The 18870-nt window shown below is 44.9% G+C and carries 13 protein-coding genes; 9 read left to right on the top strand and 4 right to left on the bottom strand.

Annotated elements, in window-relative coordinates:
* Window position 1: 1 nt before the first annotated feature.
* The 3 genes from ACQ76V_RS00655 to ACQ76V_RS00645 all read right to left on the bottom strand — a co-directional run bounded on the left by ACQ76V_RS00655 (window position 2) and on the right by ACQ76V_RS00645 (window position 4737).
* Window positions 2-1198, bottom strand: coding sequence for an efflux RND transporter periplasmic adaptor subunit (locus ACQ76V_RS00655; protein ID WP_440998531.1), 1197 nt, complete (start codon window positions 1196-1198; stop codon window positions 2-4).
* Window positions 1199-1578: 380 nt separating this feature from the next.
* On the bottom strand, window positions 1579-2025 hold the full coding sequence (locus ACQ76V_RS00650; RefSeq protein WP_440998530.1) for a hypothetical protein: 447 nt from the start codon (window positions 2023-2025) through the stop codon (window positions 1579-1581).
* 150 nt (window positions 2026-2175) lie between these two features.
* Window positions 2176-4737 (bottom strand): protein kinase domain-containing protein, encoded by a 2562-nt coding sequence (locus ACQ76V_RS00645; protein ID WP_440998529.1) that lies wholly within the window; start codon window positions 4735-4737, stop codon window positions 2176-2178.
* A 187-nt stretch (window positions 4738-4924) separates the two neighbouring features.
* Between ACQ76V_RS00645 and ACQ76V_RS00640 the strand changes: the two genes are divergently transcribed.
* Window positions 4925-6202, top strand: coding sequence for a GAF domain-containing SpoIIE family protein phosphatase (locus tag ACQ76V_RS00640; protein WP_440998528.1), 1278 nt, complete (start codon window positions 4925-4927; stop codon window positions 6200-6202).
* Window positions 6203-6293: 91 nt separating this feature from the next.
* Window positions 6294-7253 (top strand): hypothetical protein, encoded by a 960-nt coding sequence (locus ACQ76V_RS00635; protein WP_440998527.1) that lies wholly within the window; start codon window positions 6294-6296, stop codon window positions 7251-7253.
* Window positions 7254-7492: 239 nt separating this feature from the next.
* Here ACQ76V_RS00635 and ACQ76V_RS00630 read toward each other — a convergent pair whose 3' ends face one another.
* Window positions 7493-8578, bottom strand: coding sequence for a hypothetical protein (locus ACQ76V_RS00630; RefSeq protein ID WP_440998526.1), 1086 nt, complete (start codon window positions 8576-8578; stop codon window positions 7493-7495).
* A gap of 114 nt (window positions 8579-8692) precedes the next feature.
* On the opposite strand from ACQ76V_RS00630, the gene ACQ76V_RS00625 reads away from it, so the two are divergent.
* From ACQ76V_RS00625 to ACQ76V_RS00595, 7 genes are all read left to right on the top strand, one after another.
* Window positions 8693-10840 carry a BTAD domain-containing putative transcriptional regulator gene (locus tag ACQ76V_RS00625; RefSeq protein WP_440998525.1) on the top strand — a complete coding sequence of 716 codons (2148 nt, stop codon included), beginning with the start codon at window positions 8693-8695 and terminating at the stop codon, window positions 10838-10840.
* A 225-nt stretch (window positions 10841-11065) separates the two neighbouring features.
* Window positions 11066-11299 (top strand): hypothetical protein, encoded by a 234-nt coding sequence (locus ACQ76V_RS00620; protein ID WP_440998524.1) that lies wholly within the window; start codon window positions 11066-11068, stop codon window positions 11297-11299.
* A 193-nt stretch (window positions 11300-11492) separates the two neighbouring features.
* The gene (locus tag ACQ76V_RS00615; RefSeq protein WP_440998523.1) at window positions 11493-11930 is read left to right on the top strand and encodes a hypothetical protein; all 438 of its coding nucleotides are present in this window, start codon (window positions 11493-11495) and stop codon (window positions 11928-11930) included.
* A gap of 62 nt (window positions 11931-11992) precedes the next feature.
* On the top strand, window positions 11993-13228 hold the full coding sequence (locus ACQ76V_RS00610; RefSeq protein WP_440998522.1) for a TolC family protein: 1236 nt from the start codon (window positions 11993-11995) through the stop codon (window positions 13226-13228).
* A gap of 4 nt (window positions 13229-13232) precedes the next feature.
* Window positions 13233-13787, top strand: coding sequence for a hypothetical protein (locus ACQ76V_RS00605; RefSeq protein WP_440998521.1), 555 nt, complete (start codon window positions 13233-13235; stop codon window positions 13785-13787).
* 45 nt (window positions 13788-13832) lie between these two features.
* Window positions 13833-15497: an efflux RND transporter periplasmic adaptor subunit gene (locus ACQ76V_RS00600; RefSeq protein WP_440998520.1), complete on the top strand. Its 1665-nt coding sequence runs from the start codon at window positions 13833-13835 to the stop codon at window positions 15495-15497.
* A gap of 273 nt (window positions 15498-15770) precedes the next feature.
* Window positions 15771-18869: an efflux RND transporter permease subunit gene (locus ACQ76V_RS00595; protein ID WP_440998519.1), complete on the top strand. Its 3099-nt coding sequence runs from the start codon at window positions 15771-15773 to the stop codon at window positions 18867-18869.
* Window position 18870: the final 1 nt, after the last annotated feature.

Here is an 18870-nt window from a genome sequence, read left to right as displayed (position 1 = left end):
CCTACTCCTCAATCCTGATATTAATCAAAAGTTGCTGCCCTGGCTCAAGATCACCTTTTAGAATCTGCGTGCTACGCCCGTCGCTGACTCCCGTTGTTACCGGAATGGCTTTCGGTTTGTTATCATCCAATACCCAAACGACATCACCCTCGGTTAGATCAGTACTTTCGGGCGGGGTAAACCGGAGCGCACTATTGGGAACCATCAAAGCGTCTTCCACCTGTTGCGTGACGATTTCGGTGGTTGCAGTCATACCAAGCCATAACAGCATATCCGAATTATCCACTGTTAGTATTGCCTCGTAGGTAACAACACCCGAAGACGTTTGTGGAGCGTAATGCACTTTGGTGAGTGTAGCCGAAAATGTTGAGTCGGGATAAGCATCCACCGTAAATTTAGCCTGTTGTCCTTCACTAATTCGCCCGATATCCGCTTCATCGATATCGGCGTGAAGCTCCATCTGTGTCAAATCCTCAGCAAGAGTAAAAAGCACGGGAGTCTGAAATGATGCGGCCACGGCCTGTCCCGATTTTATATCGCTGGTTAACACGACGCCATCAATGGGTGAAAGAATCGAGGCTTTGGATAAATTTGTTCGTGCCATATTGAGGTTCGCCTCATTAACCACAATCTGTGCCCGGGCGCTGGCGACCGCGGCTTCTGCACGCGTCAGTGCTGTTTGTTGATTCTCCAACTCCTGATCAGAAATTAAATCTTGTTCAGCAAGCCGCCGGGCTCTTCCCGTGATGCTACGCTGTTCCTCCAATCCCGCAATAGACTCCGATAACATAGCCTGCGACGACTCCAGAGAGGCCTCTGCCTGAGCCACTTCGGCCTCCAACCGATCAGTGTCAATCCGTGCCAGAAGCTGTCCTGCAGTTACGCGGTCGTTATAATCTACAAACACTTCTTCGATCAGCCCCGATATTTCACTGCCTACCTCCACAGTATTAACAGCCTGCAAATCTCCTGTTGCTGATATTAAAATAGTCAAATTACCGCGGGAAACCTCTCCGGTAACATAATTGAACGGTTCTGTTGCCGAAAGATATTTCCATCCCCACCACCCTGACAGAAGTAGGACGACCACCAATAAGCCGTAGAAAACTCTCTTTCTTTTTTTACCTGCGTCCCCTTCTATACCAAGCGTTTGCTCAATATTTTCGGTTGTGCTTTGGCCGGTTTTTTGCTCTGCCATCTGAGATCGACATTCGAGTATGATTAGCGCACCGGATTTCTATCCGTTTTTTTAAAAGTACCTACTCCAAAGCTCAGGCATCAAAAGACTATGCCCTTTGTAGTTGTAGTCAAAACTCTCACAAAAATTCCTCTTATTCAACGAATTCAGCTATCACCAGCTTTTGGGATAATATTTTTTCAGTATATATGTGGCTTGCTCCATGAATATTTTTGATGATATGCCGAACAAGCACAGCTCAAAAAGTATTGGTTGCTTAAAACGAAAGGAATTCTATATCACGATTAAAACAGTTTATTGTCATACCCATGAAGATTCCCTAAAAATCAAGATAGACCTATTGACCCCTTTTTAAAATTACAGCTTGCTACCCAATAGGATTAATTAATAATTAAACGGGGTGGTGAATTACCCACTACCGACTTACCCTCAGTTATTACATAAACTTCATAGGGCAAAAGCCCCTGAGGGGCATCCTCTTTAAGCGTAAGACGTAGCTTCTTATTGTTCAAAATTTTCTGAGTACGTCCATCCTCAAACATGCTCCCTTCGTACTCAAAATAGTTTTCCACCTCTTTCGAAAAGATAAAAACCAAGTCTGACCCTTTTGCTTGCCAGTTTATGGTATCACCTCTCTCAACACTTAAGGTTCCTTTATTTCTGCCATTATTATCTCGTACACGCCAAGTGCCATCATCAGTTTTCTCAATTTTAACATTGAAAGTACGCAACATTCCATCAACGCTCTCTGCATGGAAAACAAAACCTATAGTCGCAAAACTGAACACAGCCAACACAAAAAGTAAAATTATTTTGTTAATGGTCATGGGTTTGTCCTTTTTATTTATTGTTATCCTGATACAATCAGGGTTATAGTAAAAACATTATTCTATTTGGCAATAATTTATGCGCTCCCTCCTATTCGACCTCCTTTAACAGCAACGTCCTATCCTAAAAATCGGCAAGGTCAGTAATCGCTACTCATAATTTTTAATCATTTTTTTAAACCTGTCATCATTAATCATGCTATACAGCTCAGGCTGATTTATGATATTCGAAATAGGATACCCCTTTCTAATTGCTTGCTCTATCCATTCCAATGCTTTTTCACGATTTCCCATCCGTTCATAGGCAGCACTAGTATAAAAAAGTATTTCGTTATTATTCGAATCTAACGCTAATGACCGTTTAAGATACTCTAATGCCACTCTGTTTTCCCCAATATCAGCGTAATAAGATCCCAAGTTATTAATAATGCGAACCTCATTGGGATTTACCTCCAACTGTTGCTTGGCAGCATCAATAGCCTTTTTGTAGTAATTAACAGCCAAATCATCATTACCGATAGCCTCATGAGCTGAGGCAATGTTCCCCAAAACACGGTAAGAACTGGAATTCAGTTCATAGGCCCTACTATACCAGCGGATTGCTTCGCTGTAATTGCCCAGATAATAATACGCTACTCCCAAATTTGAAGCGGCAAAATACGTTTCCCTTATACTCATTGATTGCTCTAAAAAATTGATACCCTGCTCAAAGTTTTCCCGGTAAATATTGATGACCCCAAGCCCGGACAAACCAATATAATTTTCGGGCGTCAACGCCAGTACATGCTGATATTGCTCGTCCGCTTTATCAATGTCTCCCCGATATTGCAAATAAAAATTGCCCAAATCACTGTATCCTCTCCAATAGTCTGGTTTTAGCTTAATGGCCACCTTATAGTTCGCTTCTGCCTTATCCAATTCCCCTTTTTCGACATAAGTACCGGCCAGTTGCCGAAAGGCCATCGCATTATTGGGTTCGCGGGTAATAACCTCTTTAAAATTCTCAATAGCCTCATCATAATCGCCAGTTCCACGGTTTATCAATCCGAGAGTTGAAACTACCTGTACCAGATCGCTGTTTATTTTCATTGCTTTTGCCAAGGCATTCTTTGCCTGCTCAACATACACTACATCTTCGGTTTCTTGGTATTTACGCCAGAATGCTTCTCCCAGCGCAGCATAGGCAGGGGCATGATCAGAATCATCATCCACGGCCTGTTGAAAGTGACTTATTGCTTTATCCAGATTGTCACCTTTTTCATACCGCAAAAGATACCCTTGTCCCTGTATATAGTGCTGCGAACTGCGACTATTATAATTGCCTTCAATTACAACGTCAGTTACATCGGACTGCAATTCAATATTCAGCATGTCTAACAACTCCTCAAACACTCGGCTCTGTAATACGGACATACTATTGTCTTCGCTATTTATTTCTCGCGAAATTAATTGTCGCAATGATTTGGTATCGACCAAATTCATGGTTAGCTGTATCCGATCTTCGAACTTCTGTATGCTACCGGTCACCGCTAAATTCACCGAGTAATCTTTTCGAGCTTGTCCGGGCGAAGTGACGCCTTCTTGAATAATTTCACTTGCGGAAATGACCCATAAGGCTCCCCGATAGTTACTTACCTGGGTTAGTCGGCTTGTTATATTCATCATCAATCCATCCGAAAGTGCCTCCAGCTCTTCAGATGGGGCACTAATATTCTTGAATGGTAAAATTGCCAGCCCGCGTTCTTCAGGCAAAAGCACACTTTCCGAACTCTCCCAGCCGATATATTGCCTGATTGGTAAAAAAGCAATAAGCAGCAATAGTAATACTGCAGGCAAGGTTACGTAAAGATACCTCCCAAGCTTTGGCTTGGCAGCCTTCGCATTGGGCTTCACCAACTTGTCCCTTTTTGAGGATGTCCCCTTCAAATCGCCTAATACTTCTCCAAAATCCTGATATCGAACGTCCGGATCTTTAATTAGACACTGTTCAATAACAGATTCAATTTCTTCAGGTATGGAACCATTTACTTTTGAAGGCTTAACGGGATCCTCCTCTGTAATCGCATACATGATCGCGGCTTCATAAATTCCCTGAAATGGGAGCGCTCCCGTAAAAAGCTCATATAGAACCACCCCATATGCCCAGACATCCGATCGTTTATCAACTTTGTTATTTTTAAGCTGCTCGGGCGACATATAAGAAACAGTTCCTATAGTCGTACCGGTCTGGGTAATTTGTGGAGCCCCTTCTATTCGAGCCAGACCAAAATCCATGATTTTAACGCTGTTATCAGGCGACAACATGATATTCCCCGACTTGATATCTCGATGTATAATACCCTTACTTTGGGCAGCTTGTAGCCCTTCGGCTATCTGAATAGCAATAGATTTCTTTGCTTCAAGCGTAAGTTTACCCTCTTTTATAACCGTTCGTAACTCTTTTCCATTGATGAATTCCATCACAATAAATACTTGGCCATCGACTTCTTCGATAGCATAAACTTGAGCAATATGAGGATGATTGAGGGAAGCTGCAGCTCGAGCCTCCTGCAGAAACCGCTCTTTTTCGACGGAATCAAAAGAGATACGTCTCGACAAAAATTTTAGAGCAACCTTCCGATTCAGCTTGGTGTCATGGGCAAGATACACTACTCCCATCCCACCTTCGCCGAGTTTTTTAATCACATCATAGTGTAAAAAAGAATTTATCATTACGGAGCTAAGGGCTAACTCTCTACACCCTCTTAATTTAAATTATTAATACCAGTATTAAATAATATATTATATTATTAGTATTAATAATAAGTTTTATAAATAATTTAGGATATTTTATTGCTGAAGGATTAGCATCTCCTCTGTACACAAAACAATATTCCTATCTATTGTTACTTAAATGACTATGCAACCGTCCATAACTGATGAAACTCGTCGGCTACAACTGGCCGTAAATGAATTGCGAATTTTAAATGACATTGCAACGACGATATCATCCATTCAGCCGGTTAAAAAAATTATTGACCAAATCGTCTTTAAATGCATAAAACATCTTGGCGTGGAAGAAGGCACCGTAAGTTTGCTTGAAATAGATACCCCTGAAAAGGAATTTCATACCATGGTACGACATTATGATTCCTCTGTTGAAAAGGTGCCCATCAAACTGGATGACCATCTCAAGGGATGGATGTTAAAAAAACAGTCCATTTTATTAAGCAATGATATTCAGGAAGATGAACGGTTTAATTTTCTTCAAAAGACATCATTTTCATTCCGCTCTATCCTCTGTGCCCCACTTATGATAAAAGGAGATCTTATTGGCTACCTGGCTGTGTTCAATAAAAAAGATGGGGAGCCATTCTCGGATGAAGACCGCCGGCTTATCTCAATAATCGCCTCCCAATCAGCACAAGTAATAGAAAATGCACGACTGTATGAGGAAGAAAAAGCATTTTTAAGTTTACAGGAAGAGATGAGAATGGCTCGGGACATTCAATTGCACCTGCTTCCGAATTCAACCCCCGAAATTGAAGGGTTTCAAATAAGTACTGCTAACATTCCGGCCAAGGCTGTCGGGGGCGACTATCTTGATTTTATTAGCTTGCCAAACAGCAAGCTCGGTTTTTGTGTAGGTGATATTACAGGCAAAGGTATGCCGGCCGCTATGTTGATGGCTAACTTACAGGCAACACTCCGAAGCCATGCGATCATGTACAAGGATTGCATCAAGTGTCTGCACGGAACAAATAATTTACTTTGCCGAAGTACCGAGCCTACCAAATTTGCCACATTATTTTACGGCATTCTGGATCATAAAAATGCTACCATCCAATATTCTAATGGCGGTCACGATGCCCCGCTTCTTATCCGAAATAATGAAGAACCTGTTCATCTTGATTCAACGGGATTACTTTTGGGAGTCATGGAGGAATCGCAATATGAAATGCGAACCATCTCACTGCAGCCGAGTGATTTACTTTTAATTTACTCTGATGGAATCACGGAAGCCATGAACCACCAAAAGGAAGAGTACGGCATAGATCGATTAAAAGCACAGGCTGCTAAGAATAGTAGATATTCCTCAGAGGAATTATTAGCTGCTATTTTGCAGGATGTTAAGGATCATGCTGACGGAGCACCCCAAAGTGATGATATTACTCTCATGATTATACAAAGAATATAACTTGATCAATGTTTAAACCGGCGGAAGTGTACTTTTAATAACTATAAATTATTTTACTTAACAATAGAGCAAAAATAAGAGAGGGAATATTATGAAATCATTATCGAATATAATTTTGGGAGTCCTATTAAGCGTAGTCGTCTTTGCCTGTACTAACAACCAGGCACAGAATGAATCTTCTTCAAGCCAAGAACCGACCTTAGTTGAAGTGAGTGCCATTTACGATGCTGAAAATGACCGACACCTATTTCAAACGGACACCGATACTATCTCCGCCGGGTGGACAACATTTCGGTTTGTCAACAAAAGCCCCATGGTTCATTTTCTCTTTTTTGACTACTTACCAGGTAGTAAAACCAGTAAGGATCTATTGAGAGAAGTTAGTCCCATTTTTCAGGAATCTTCCTATCTGACTATGGAAGGGAAAAATGACGAGGCCATGGCTGTATTCTCCAAACTGCCGGACTGGTTCAACGACATTATATTCCGTGGCGGGGCCGGATTCGTATCTCCCGGAAAAATTACTGAGACTACTCTTTTTATGATCCCTGGTAATTATGCTATGGAATGCTATATCAAAACCGCTGACGGTACATTCCATTGGAAAAAAGGGATGATGAGAGATCTGCATGTAACGACTGATACCACCGATGCAATGCCACCGCAGTCTGCAACTATTGAAATAACAACTACCGACGAAGGATTGGATATTCAGGGAGAGGTAACTCCGGGCAAACATCTGGTCAAAGTTAATTTCAATGAAGAAACCCCTGCCCTGATCGGCCGTGATGTTCATGTCGCTAAACTAAGTGAAACTGACAGCCTTGAAAAAATTGCTACCTGGATGGATTTTAACAATGCGAAAGGACTTGTTTCAACGGCTGAAAACATTGCGCCAACGACCTTTATTGGTGGCACGCAAGAAATGCCCGAGGGTAATACCGCCTATTTCACACTTGATTTAGTCCCCGGTCGCTATGCCTGGATTTCTGAACAACCAGTGAATAAAAAAACGATAGAAGCGTTTTCTGTAGCTCAACAAACAGAATAGACCATGGGCTTTCCGTGTTCGTTGTTTTTCCATTATTGGGTTCACCCGTTCAGACAATGATTCTCCGCTTTCTTCATCATTTCTACGAGCCAATACTATTTCTGTCTAAAAAGTAAATTGGGCTATATATAAAAAGACCCCGGAAGCAATTAAGCTTTCCGAGGTCTTTTTCAAGAACTAATTAACATACTATCACCTGCTGCCGTTTTGTTCTTGGAATGCTAAGGATTTTATCGTGCTTATCTCCCAAATGGTATGGAAAATGTTTTAAGCATCCCTTTGGAAGCAGGATCGGGAACCTCCGCAATCCAGGCATAACTGCCAGGCTTTAGATTTACCTGGTAGTAAGCGGTGTTACCTCCCGTCATCTCCATACTTCCCCCAAGAAAAGTAGCACCTGCAGGAGCGCGATCTACAAGCCCTTCTTCGGTTGTCCAATTCATCCAGGCGCCAAGCTCATCAAGTAATTCCTGATCATACCCTTCATCAAAACGTACCAACTGTACATTATGCCCCAGCAGGTGTCCATAACCCGTAGCGGGCTGCGCTCCAAAATGAATGGCCACGGTGTGCATGCCCGGACGAACGGATTCTTCATGATCGATGCCGTTCTGTGTTACGGTTACCTCCATGGTAGCACGAGGCTCCTTTTCTCCAGAAGCTTCATCAGTCACCTTTATTACATCGAGCATCCCATTATAGGAGTGGAATTCCTGGTTTTCATCTTTTACATAGCATTCAGCAATATAAGTCCCGGCCAAAAGCTTTACAGTCGTTTGCGAAGTTTGGCCTGCTGCTGTTAGACCCGGCCCACCCATGGTAACAGCCTCCACAAACCAAGGGGCTGAACTCAATACTGCTCCGAAGAGATTATTAACAAAAGTACCGAAATCAATATCTCCCTCTATATAAGGATTCCATTGCTGCTGAAAGGGTACCGTCACGGTATTATACCAGTGATCCAGCACCGGTTCACCAACAGAATTGGCGGCTTGTATGGCAGCATCGGGAACTTTGTAGAGCAAGTAAAAATGATCTGAGTGCGTACGATTATTAAAGCGAAAGGTCGTCCAGCCTGTGGGTATCTCCTCTTCGCTTACCTGAAACAGATGTTCATTCGTATCGTGATTATGCTGCGAGGTGATGTCAACTACATTTGGACCTCCCTGGGCTACAAACTTTGCTTGGGTCAGATCTTTCACCTCCGATAAGGAGTCGGTAGAAGTCCCAGATTGTTCGCTGCAAGCGCTGGCTATAAAGAACAACATCAGCATGGTTATACCCGACCGGATCATACTAAAAAATATATTTTTTGAATTTTTCATAAGAGCTCTTTTTTGTGAAAGTTTTTAGTTCACAGTCATTATAAGGCCCCTTTCTTTGTTTAATCCGTTATTACTCTTAGATTGCTTCTAAGAGTCAATTTTTTTCTACTTCCCATGGGTGTTGAAATTCGCATACTTGGATCTACGACTATTCAGAAAGAAAATGGTGAGTATGATCCCTCCCTACTGACTGGTTCCAAAAGACTGGCTCTCCTTACCTACCTGATATTGGGAGATCCAAACGGATTTAAGCGGAGAGATAAAATTATTGCTTTATTCTGGCCGAAATTAAACCAGCAAAAAGCACGTAATGCCCTAAGCAATTTACTTTACCATATCAGAAGTTCGTTGGGGAAGGAGATCATTCAGAACCGGGGTTCGGAAGAAATTAGTGTCAATGAGAACCATATTTGGTGCGACGTCCTTGCTTTTGAAGACCTAATGCATGACGAAAAGTATCAGCTTGCCCTTGACCTGTATCGCGATGACCTACTCGTCGGTTTTCATGTAACCGATGTTTCCAATGATTTTTACAACTGGTTGGACAGCAAAAGAGAACGACTAAGAATGTTGGCTCATGATGCCTCGTGGAAACTTGCAGAAAAGGCAGAAGAAAGTGGGGATATAAAAGCGGCACAGATTTGGGCTAAAAAAGCAGTGGACTATACCAGGCTTTCAGAAGAGGCCCATATTCGACTGATAGAATTGCTCAATCGCACGGGACAACCAACGGATGCATTAAAAGTTTACCAAGAGTTCAGTAATAAACTTGAACACAAATGGCAGGTAACACCATCTAATGCTCTAAAAACAACTATTGAACGTATCAGGAATCAAATTTCCAGTTCGAATACTAACCATGATTCAGCAATAAAAGAATCTTCGCCTTCTATTGCCGTACTACCATTCGAAACACTCAGATCATCAGATACCTCTTCGACCTTCACCAATGGAATTCATGATGATTTGCTGACGCGCCTTTCAAGTATTTCGGGTATTGAGGTCACCTCTCGAACATCCGTAATGCGATATAAAAAAGCGGCAATCCCGCTAAAGCAAATATCAGCTGAACTGGGGGTTGAGTGGATTCTGGAGGGAACCGTGCAGCAAGTGAATAATCAGGTCAAGGTTCGGGTAAGGCTAATAAATACCACCACAGATCGCCAGTACTGGTCCAAGGATTTTGAAAACAAACTTAATGCAAATAACCTGTTTCGTATTCAGAGTACTATCACTAAAAAGATAGCAGAAGCCCTTAAGACCAAGCTCAGCGCTAAAGAAAAAAAACGCGTAGAAGTCCAACATACCGATCAGCTGGAAGCCTATCGACTCTACACACAAGGATGGAGCTGGGTAGAACAACGTACCCAAAAAGGGCTAAAACGAGGGTTATCTTGTTTTAAAGAAGCCAGCGCTGTAGATCCTGAATTTTCCTTATCACTGGTAGGACAGGCCCATGCTCTGCTGGGCTTATTCGGCTACGGTTACGAAGAAACCGAGAAGATACTATCTGAAGCCGAGGAACTTATTCATCAGGCACTGGATCAAGATGCGAATCTGGCGGAAGCGCATTCGGCCTTAGGACTTTTGCATACCAGCCGACAAGAAGGTCGAGAGGCCATACAAGCATTAAAAAAAGCGGTAAGACTAAGGCCCGGTTATGCCAACGCTCATAATAAACTGAGCTGGATTTACCAGCTAATGGGAAATAAGGACCGGGCGCTTCAAAGTGCTAAAAAAGCGGTGGACCTTGATCCTTTTTCGCCCGAAGCAGTTATTAACCTGGCCTACTCTTATCTGATTAACGGCCATTTTAGCGATGCATTGAAATACGCATGGCAAGCTTACGATTTGCAATCTGACTGGCCAACGGCTTCTTTTTATATAGCTCTGATACATTATCAAAGGGAGAAGTACGAAGAGTCGCAAAAATACTTGGGGGAATTAACCGTTCCCTGGACCAATAACGGTCCCAAACTTCTACAGACATTGATAAATATCAAATCTTCAAAGAACCAATCCGCGGAATATCATCTGAAGTATTTTATCCAGGAAAAAGACTTCTTTTCCCAGGGTGTTATTCATGCTGCTTTGAATGATATTGATAAGGCTTTTGAGGCCTTTGAGAATATACCTTTTTGGAGACCATGGCCAACCCAGGTAATGCATCACCTGTTCCCCCGTGAGCTGAATGCTATTAAGAAAGATTCCCGGTATATAAGCTTATTACAAAATATTGACAGAGATTGGGGAATGCAGTAAACCCATCAGGTTGTTACAGAAAAATATCTCCCTACTGGTTAGAAAGCCGCATTACTGCCGCTTATATTAACATTGTTTTACAAACATTAATTTTTATTCACAGAAAAAACTTTAAATTGTCGAAGCGCCGCTCAGAAATACTCAAAACGGCATAATATTATCTACAAACGGTTATTTACCCACTTGCAATTTATGTGAGTCCTTTAAAAAAAAGAGGAATACATTATGACTACGGACAAAAAGTTTAGAAGCTTTTACCAAACGGATCGGTATAAAGGATTTTATCAAATTAAAAAAAATACCTATCCCCTATCTCGAATGACGCTTCTCGCTTTTTCAAACGGTAAGAGAACTATCTATGCCACAGGTGTTTATGCCGAAGAAGCAATGGCAAAAATATTTGCCACTATCGATCAATACTATCTCAAGCAGAAAGCCAAGCAATCAGTAATGGCGTAAAGTAGAAATAGAAGAGTAGCAGATAGCAGCAAAAACAGATCTCTGTTATACAGCCCCCGAGACCGACCCGCGGTTTTTATTTTTTTTAATGAATTCCATATTCGCAAAATGACCGCGTTGTCAGGTCTTTAGATCACTATTTACGCTAAAAGGATCTGATTGATCTTAACACCCTTTTTACCTATCCTTTTAGGTGTTTAAAAGCAATAAACATATCGTCAAAATTACGACCGGTCTGCTGATCATAGCAGCGACCTTTTTCTGTGTGTTATTTGGACAGGGAGCTCACCTCCATGATTTAGACATTCACATGAACAGCGATCTTGACGTTCATGCTCATATCCACGCCCATGAAAGTAATGATGAGCCCATGCAGGCCGATCACAGTGAAGACAATACCCACCAGCATGAGGTAAGTATGGCCGATGATATTATTGGGACGTTAACTACCCCATATCAGCTGAGCCCAGACATACAGTTATTTATAGTTCTGGGTTTAGATACTGGATCTGATGCTTGTAATCTAACGCTTCAACAGTCTCCAACGCTTTTGGATTTGCCTCCACCAAGCCGGGTAGGCAATCAATATGATCTCTTTTCTTTTTCCCTTCGTGGCCCTCCTATAGCTTAACTTTCCCTTATTTAAGGACTTCCCTTTCCTAACTGTATTATTTAAACAACAATTTACCCACCATGACAAGGTATATACGGTGGACTCTATTGCTGGTATTATTTCCAGTGATGGTCCATGCACAATCAACATCTATTACGCTTGATGAAGCCGTCGAACTTTTCAATCAAAACAGCCTACAGCAGGAGCTTGCCCGATATGACCAGTTGCGCAAGCAGGGAGAAGCGATCCGGTACAAGGCATATCCCAACCCTGAAGTCAGTATCAATCGAGAACAGTTAAATGCCGGCACGGTCGATTACGAGGAAACGACCTATATGCTATCGCAACCCATTGAACTATTAGGTCAACCTTTTTTGCGCAACAAAAGCGCTTCCAAATCACAAAAGGCGGCGGAGCTTCAATTTGAGTATGATCGGCTACAGTTGATCCGGCAGGTAAAATCCTTGTATGCCGAATACTGGCAGCACTCACAAAAACTGAAAATCTATAACCAAGCGCTGGACGTTATACGCAAAGCACGTTCTTCAGCAAAGGCGCGTGAAGCCGAGGGTACGTTCTCCGGGCTGCAAGTGCAGCGATTTAACGTAGAGCTCAGCCGATACCGAAAGCAACGGGATCAGGTTCGGCTTAACCGTAAGCAGGCAGGCAATCAGCTGGCCACCTACTTGTTTTCGAGAGAAGAACTGGATACTCAGATCCAACCTGCAGATAGCTTGACGATAGAGCCTATCAATGTACAGGAGCAAACTCTCATTCAATATGCCCTTGCCAACCGATCTGATCTTGTTGCTTTAGAGCAAATGGTTGATGCTTCTGACCTGCAATACAAGGTTGAAAAAAGGGAACGATTGCCCGATCTGAACGTTAATTTCGGCTATAAAAATCAGTCGGATGGCGCCGAAGGATTTGTGATCGGCGGCTCTATAAAGCTTCCCATATTCAACCGGAATCGGGGCAATGTAACAATCACCCGAGCCCAAACGCGGTCGCGACAGACCGAACTGACCTTAAAGCAGCAGGCGGTCCGCAACCAGGTATCAACGGCTTACGAGCGAGTGGGACTCGTATTGGAGCAATGGAGGTTGATGCAAGATACGATGGACCCATCGATGTTGGAGGCGGCCCGGGCAGCCTATCAGCAGGGACGGTATTCGTTGGTTGAACTCCTCGATGCGACACAGGCTTACGTCGATGGACAAACCATGATCTACGAAACCATATCCGACTATAACCAGGCCCTTTTTGAATTGGACGTACAATCCGCAGGACGAATTTTTAACTCTCAAAACAGCTAATACCATGAAACGCTTACTTCTTATTCTCTCAATCGCAGCAGGTTTAACGATAACAGGATGTGGCTCGGACGATTCCGGACACAGCCACGGAGAGGATACACATACTCACGAAACCGAACAGCATGCTGACGGTACAGAAACAAATCATCAGCATGAATCTGAGGAGGAGCATGAGCACTCGGAGGCGGAAGAAGAGCATTCCGGTGAAAATGCGCATAGCCATGAAGGAGAAACCTCTGACGCGATGTTGGGTCTTGATGAAACCTACGAGCAAGTTCGAAAAGGAGTTCGCCTGACCCTGTCGTACGACAGCGAATCTGAATCTTTCAATGGCACGATTGAAAACACGACCCAAGATGCCCTGCCAGCGGTATCGGTTGGAGTTGCATTATCAAACGGAACCGACCTTGGTCCTACCAACCCCGTAGATCTTGCGGCCGGAGAAAGCCATTCGGTTGAATTGGATGCTGACGGGGAAACATTCGACCGTTGGAATGCTCATTCCGAAATGGGGAACAGCGACCATAACCATGGTGAAGACGGCGACCATCAACACTAACGTCTTACCGCGAAGCATTACTTTAACTTAAAAAAAACAAAGTTCATGAAGCGTTTAACGATTCTCTTATTAATATCAGCCGCTTTGTTGCTAACTGGTTGTGGTTCTGATGAAGGTCACAGTCACGGCGAAGAGGCCGACCACAGTCACCAGCAACCGACCGAACAAACCCAACAGGAACATACACCCGGACAGGATGAAGAACAGCACCAAGATGGTGAGGAGTCCACTTCTCAGAGTAATAGTTTGCCGCGAGAAGGTAGTGGCGCCGTGACCCAATGGACCGACGAGACCGAACTCTTTATGGAATATCCTGAAATTATCGTTGGCCAACAGGCTACCTTTGCGGTGCATCTAACCCGGCTTTCTGATTTCAGCCCTATTGCCAACTCCGAGGTGTACTTTACCTTCCGTTCGGATAATGGTGCCGAGGTATCGGTAGAAGAAACCGAGGTACAGGTGCCCGGCATTTACGGTCCGGATGTTACCTTTTATCAGGCTGGTCGTTATGATTTAACCATCGAGATTTACGGTATGGTGAATGACACCATACAAGTAGAGGGTATCCCAGTGTATAATTCGGCTGATGAAATTCCTCAAACTCATGCCGAGGAAGATCCCAATCTGATTACTTTTCTAAAAGAGCAGCAGTGGGATATTCCCTTTGGTACCCAAGAGGTGCACCGGCGAACACTTACGCAAACCGTAGACGCCACCGGAGAAATTATGGCTGCGCAGAATAGACAGGCCGTCGTTTCTGCACCCTTTTCAGGCATCATCCTGTCCAGCCAGAATGGAAACTTGCCGATTATTGGACAACAGTTGCAAAAAGGGACGTCCCTTGCGGTATTGAATCCGGCTATTCAATCGGCAGGCGGGGAAAATTACGCGCAGCAATTTATTAACGCACAATCGGAGTTAGAACTGGCCAAGTCCAACCTGGATCGCTCCGGGCGCTTGTATAAAAAGGAAGCCATCCCGCAAACTGAATTGCAGAAGGCTCGCATCGAGTACCGACAGGCGTTGACGCGCTACCAGACCATTAATGAGGTAATTCAGGTGGATACCGCTGCCATTGAAGGCTACGGCGAATCAATCGAATCCTACCGGTTTGCACTCAAAGCTCCGATTAATGGTACGATCGTTGAATCTTTTGTCACCCCCGGCATGCAGGTTGAGGCCGGACAACCATTGTACCGCATAGCGGATGCCTCCAAAGTATGGCTGAAGGCTAACGTTCCGGCTGCGCAGCAAAGTCGTATTGCCCATGCCAGTCAAGCGGCCTTCCGGGTGCAGGGTAATGACCGACTGTATGAAGTTGGTGAGCTGGATGGACGGTTAATCAGTCGTACCAATAGCATCGATCCGCAGAGTCGAACATTGTCCCTGATTTATGAGCTCGACAATACCAAAAACGGACTCCCACTGGGCATGTTTTCCACAGTGCACATCAATACCAATACCCAAGAAAATGTTCTGGCAATCCCGCAATCCGCGTTAATTGAAGAAGAAGGAAACTACAACGTATATGTCCATGTCTCCGGGGAATCCTTCCGGAAACAGCGTGTTACGACCGGCATTGAACATCGCGGATGGGTGGAGATCACCTCCGGACTGCAAGGTGGAGAACATGTGGTGACCAAGAATGCCTACCAGGTGAAACTGGCTTCGCTCTCGTCCGAGGCGCCATCCCACGGGCACTCCCACTAACCTGTACTTCTCACAAATATTTATGGTTTAACGTTGTATCCTTATGGATCACATAAACTTGCATCAATATTTAACAGCAAAAAAAAATAGAACGATGTGCAACCCACTACGAAATTTGTTCCTCAGCTACGTTAAGGGGAAAATAGTGTGCTCAACGTACTGCGGTACGTTTCCGCGGCAATTTTACCTTCGCCTTGCTGATAATCAAATTTCTTGGTGAGAAATGCAGGCTAAATACGCTTAGAAATTCAAAATTTATCAAACAGACTAAATATGTTAGATGCGATTATTAAAGGATCACTGAGGCAGCGACTCGTTGTCGTCGTAACCTCTATCGTTTTATTCTTTGCCGGTGCGTATGTGGTCATCAACATGCCCGTGGACGTATTCCCCGATCTGACGGCCCCAACCGTTACGGTGATGACCGAAGCACATGGGATGGCCCCCGAGGAAGTGGAACAGCTCGTAACCCTGCCGATTGAAACGGCAACCAACGGTGCCAGCGGCGTGCGACGGGTGCGTTCGGCTACCTCCAAAGGATTTTCCATCGTCTGGGTGGAATTCGAATGGGGTACTGATATCTACCAGGCCCGCCAAATCGTCAACGAAAAACTCTCCATGGTGAGTAACCGTTTGCCGGAAGAAGTGCCACCGCCAGTGATGGCGCCTATCTCCTCCATTATGGGAGAAATTATGTTGGTGAGCGTTGAAAGCGACCGGCATTCGGAGCTGGAAATACGTACCGCTGCCGACTGGGAAATCCGGCAACGCCTGCTGGCGATTCCCGGGGTGGCCCAGGTCGTCCCCATAGGAGGCGGACTAAAGCAATACCAGGTCCGCGTGAATCCCGACAAACTGAAAGCCTACGACCTAACCCTGGACCAAGTGATGGAAGCCACCGAATCCTCCAACGAAAACTTTTCGGGAGGTTTCTTTCAGGAATACAGCCAGCAATATACCATTCGCGGTATTGGGCGGGCTCATTCGCTGGAAGATATCAGGCAATCGGTGGTGGCCAAACGCAATAATCAACCCATTACCATCGGTGATGTAGCCGAGGTAAAAATTGCTGCTGCCCAAAAGATAGGGGATGCCTCCGTCAATGGTAAGCAGGCCGTAATTATTTCCATCAAGAAACAGCCGGATACCAATACGCTCGAGCTAACGAATCGGGTCGATGAAACGCTGGCACAGATTGAGCAGAATCTGCCCGAAGGATTTACGATCAACACCCATATTTTTCGTCAGGCAGATTTCATCAATCTGGCCATTGATAACGTCATTGAAGCCCTGCGGGATGGAGCTATTCTGGTAGTCATTATTCTGCTGCTTTTCCTGGCTAATATCCGTACGACGATGATTTCCCTCACAGCCATACCGCTGGCGCTCATTACCTCGGTGTTCGTACTCAAGTTTTTCGATATCACCATCAACACCATGACCTTGGGCGGGATGGCTATTGCCATCGGGGTAATTGTAGATGATGCGATCATTGATGTTGAGAACGTGTTCAGGCGGCTTCGGGAAAACGCCAAGCTTCCGCAGGCGGAGCAAAAGTCGGCCATGCAAGTGGTGTTTGAAGGATCCAAAGAGATACGGACCTCCATCATTAATGCCACGCTGATCATCATGATCGTCTTTATCCCGCTCTTCTTTTTAAGCGGGTTGCAGGGACGCATGCTGAAACCACTGGGGCTATCCTACATTGTATCCATCGGGGCCTCTCTGGTTATCGCCATGACGGTAACCCCGGTGCTGTGTTACTACCTGTTGCCCGGTCAGGCATCAAAAGGCAAATTGGAAGAAAGCTGGTTCACCAAGAAACTCAAATCGGGGTATCATCGCGTACTGGATAGCGTTCTCCACTACAAGAAAAGCGTGCTGACCGGTACGCTGGTCTTGTTCTTGGGGACGTTGGTTATAGTACCGTACCTGGGAAGTTCTTTTCTGCCCGAGTTTAATGAAGGCACCCTGGTAATCAGCGCCGTCACTATTCCGGGCACCGGGCTGGATGAATCCAACGAAATAGGCCAACGGATAGAGAATATATTGTTGGATCACCCCGCGGTCACAAGTACCGCACGCAGGACAGGCCGAGCAGAAATGTCTGAGCATGCCCAGGGAGTTAACGCCTCGGAAATTAATGTGAACCTGGATATCCCCGAAGGCACAACCAAGGAGCATGTCTTGGAAGAGCTGAGAGCTGATTTAAGTGTGGTTTCGGGTACGAATATCACGATCGGCCAGCCTCTTGGCCACCGCATTGACCACATGCTCTCAGGGACACGCGCCAATATTGCCGTAAAGATCTTCGGTACAGATCTGTATCGACTACGGACCTTGGCTGAGGAAGTTCGGGGCCAGATGGAGGATGTCGAAGGCGTTGTGGATCTCTCGGTCGAACAGCAGCAGAACGTCCCACAAATCCAGATTCGTCCCGACCGCCGGGCGCTGGCGCGTTATGGAATGAACATGGGCGACCTATCGGAGAAGATAGACGTAGCCTTTGCCGGTGAAACCGTCTCGCAGATTATCGAAGGCGATCGTTTGTTCGACCTGATGGTCCGCTACGACGAAGCACACCGCGGCAGTATTAAGGCCGTACGAAATGCCAATCTAACGCTTAGCGATGGAACGGTGGTTCCGCTATCAGAGCTGGCCAGCATAAAGTCGCGCAGTGGTCCCAACACCATCAGCCGCGAAAACGTACAGCGCAAAATTGTGGTTTCGGCCAACGTGGCCGGGCGCGACCTGCGCGGTACGGTAAACGCCATCAGTGCTAACATAGCTGAGAATATTAATTTTCCACAGGGATACTTTGTGGAATATGGCGGACAGTTTGAAAGCCAGGCCCAGGCTACGCGTACCATTTCGCTACTGAGTATCGTTGCCATCCTGCTCATTTATTTGCTGTTGTACCTGGAGTTCAGCTCCCTGAAAACGGCTTTGCTGGTGATGGTGAACCTGCCCTTTGCCCTGATCGGTGGGATCTTTATCGTATGGTTCTCCAGCGGTATTGTATCCATTGCTTCTCTGGTTGGATTTATTACGCTCTTCGGTATTGCCACCCGAAACGGAATATTAATTGTTTCGCATTACCAGTATCTGCGTTGGCAGGTGGGTAAATCCTTTATGGAGGCTATACGTCAGGGTGCGATGGAACGGCTCAATCCGATCCTGATGACAGCCCTCACCGCGGGACTGGCCCTCATTCCACTGGCACTGGCGGCCGGTGAACCGGGCAATGAGATACAGTCGCCTATGGCACAGGTTATTCTGGGTGGACTTATTAGCTCCACTTTGCTTAATATGATTGTGATTCCTGCCCTGCTGGCTCAATTTGAGAACAGTGAAGCGAAAATTGCAGACTAAA

It is taken from the genome of Fodinibius sp. SL11 (genome assembly GCF_052060035.1).
Taxonomy (GTDB): domain Bacteria; phylum Bacteroidota; class Rhodothermia; order Balneolales; family Balneolaceae; genus Fodinibius.
The sequence above is the reverse complement of the archived record's forward strand: the minus strand, read 5'-3'. Positions and strand labels throughout refer to the sequence as shown.

Excerpts from the sequence above, each read along its gene's own strand:
- ACQ76V_RS00625 (WP_440998525.1), top strand. The coding sequence starts at position 8,693 with ATGGGTGTTGAAATTCGCATACTTGGATCTACGACTATTCAGAAAGAA.
- ACQ76V_RS00635 (WP_440998527.1), top strand. The coding sequence starts at position 6,294 with ATGAAATCATTATCGAATATAATTTTGGGAGTCCTATTAAGCGTAGTC.
- ACQ76V_RS00605 (WP_440998521.1), top strand. The coding sequence starts at position 13,233 with ATGAAACGCTTACTTCTTATTCTCTCAATCGCAGCAGGTTTAACGATA.
- ACQ76V_RS00655 (WP_440998531.1), bottom strand. The coding sequence starts at position 1,198 with ATGGCAGAGCAAAAAACCGGCCAAAGCACAACCGAAAATATTGAGCAA.
- ACQ76V_RS00630 (WP_440998526.1), bottom strand. The coding sequence starts at position 8,578 with ATGAAAAATTCAAAAAATATATTTTTTAGTATGATCCGGTCGGGTATA.
- ACQ76V_RS00645 (WP_440998529.1), bottom strand. The coding sequence starts at position 4,737 with ATGATAAATTCTTTTTTACACTATGATGTGATTAAAAAACTCGGCGAA.
- ACQ76V_RS00620 (WP_440998524.1), top strand. The coding sequence starts at position 11,066 with ATGACTACGGACAAAAAGTTTAGAAGCTTTTACCAAACGGATCGGTAT.
- ACQ76V_RS00600 (WP_440998520.1), top strand. The coding sequence starts at position 13,833 with ATGAAGCGTTTAACGATTCTCTTATTAATATCAGCCGCTTTGTTGCTA.
- ACQ76V_RS00640 (WP_440998528.1), top strand. The coding sequence starts at position 4,925 with ATGCAACCGTCCATAACTGATGAAACTCGTCGGCTACAACTGGCCGTA.
- ACQ76V_RS00650 (WP_440998530.1), bottom strand. The coding sequence starts at position 2,025 with ATGACCATTAACAAAATAATTTTACTTTTTGTGTTGGCTGTGTTCAGT.
- ACQ76V_RS00610 (WP_440998522.1), top strand. The coding sequence starts at position 11,993 with ATGACAAGGTATATACGGTGGACTCTATTGCTGGTATTATTTCCAGTG.
- ACQ76V_RS00595 (WP_440998519.1), top strand. The coding sequence starts at position 15,771 with ATGTTAGATGCGATTATTAAAGGATCACTGAGGCAGCGACTCGTTGTC.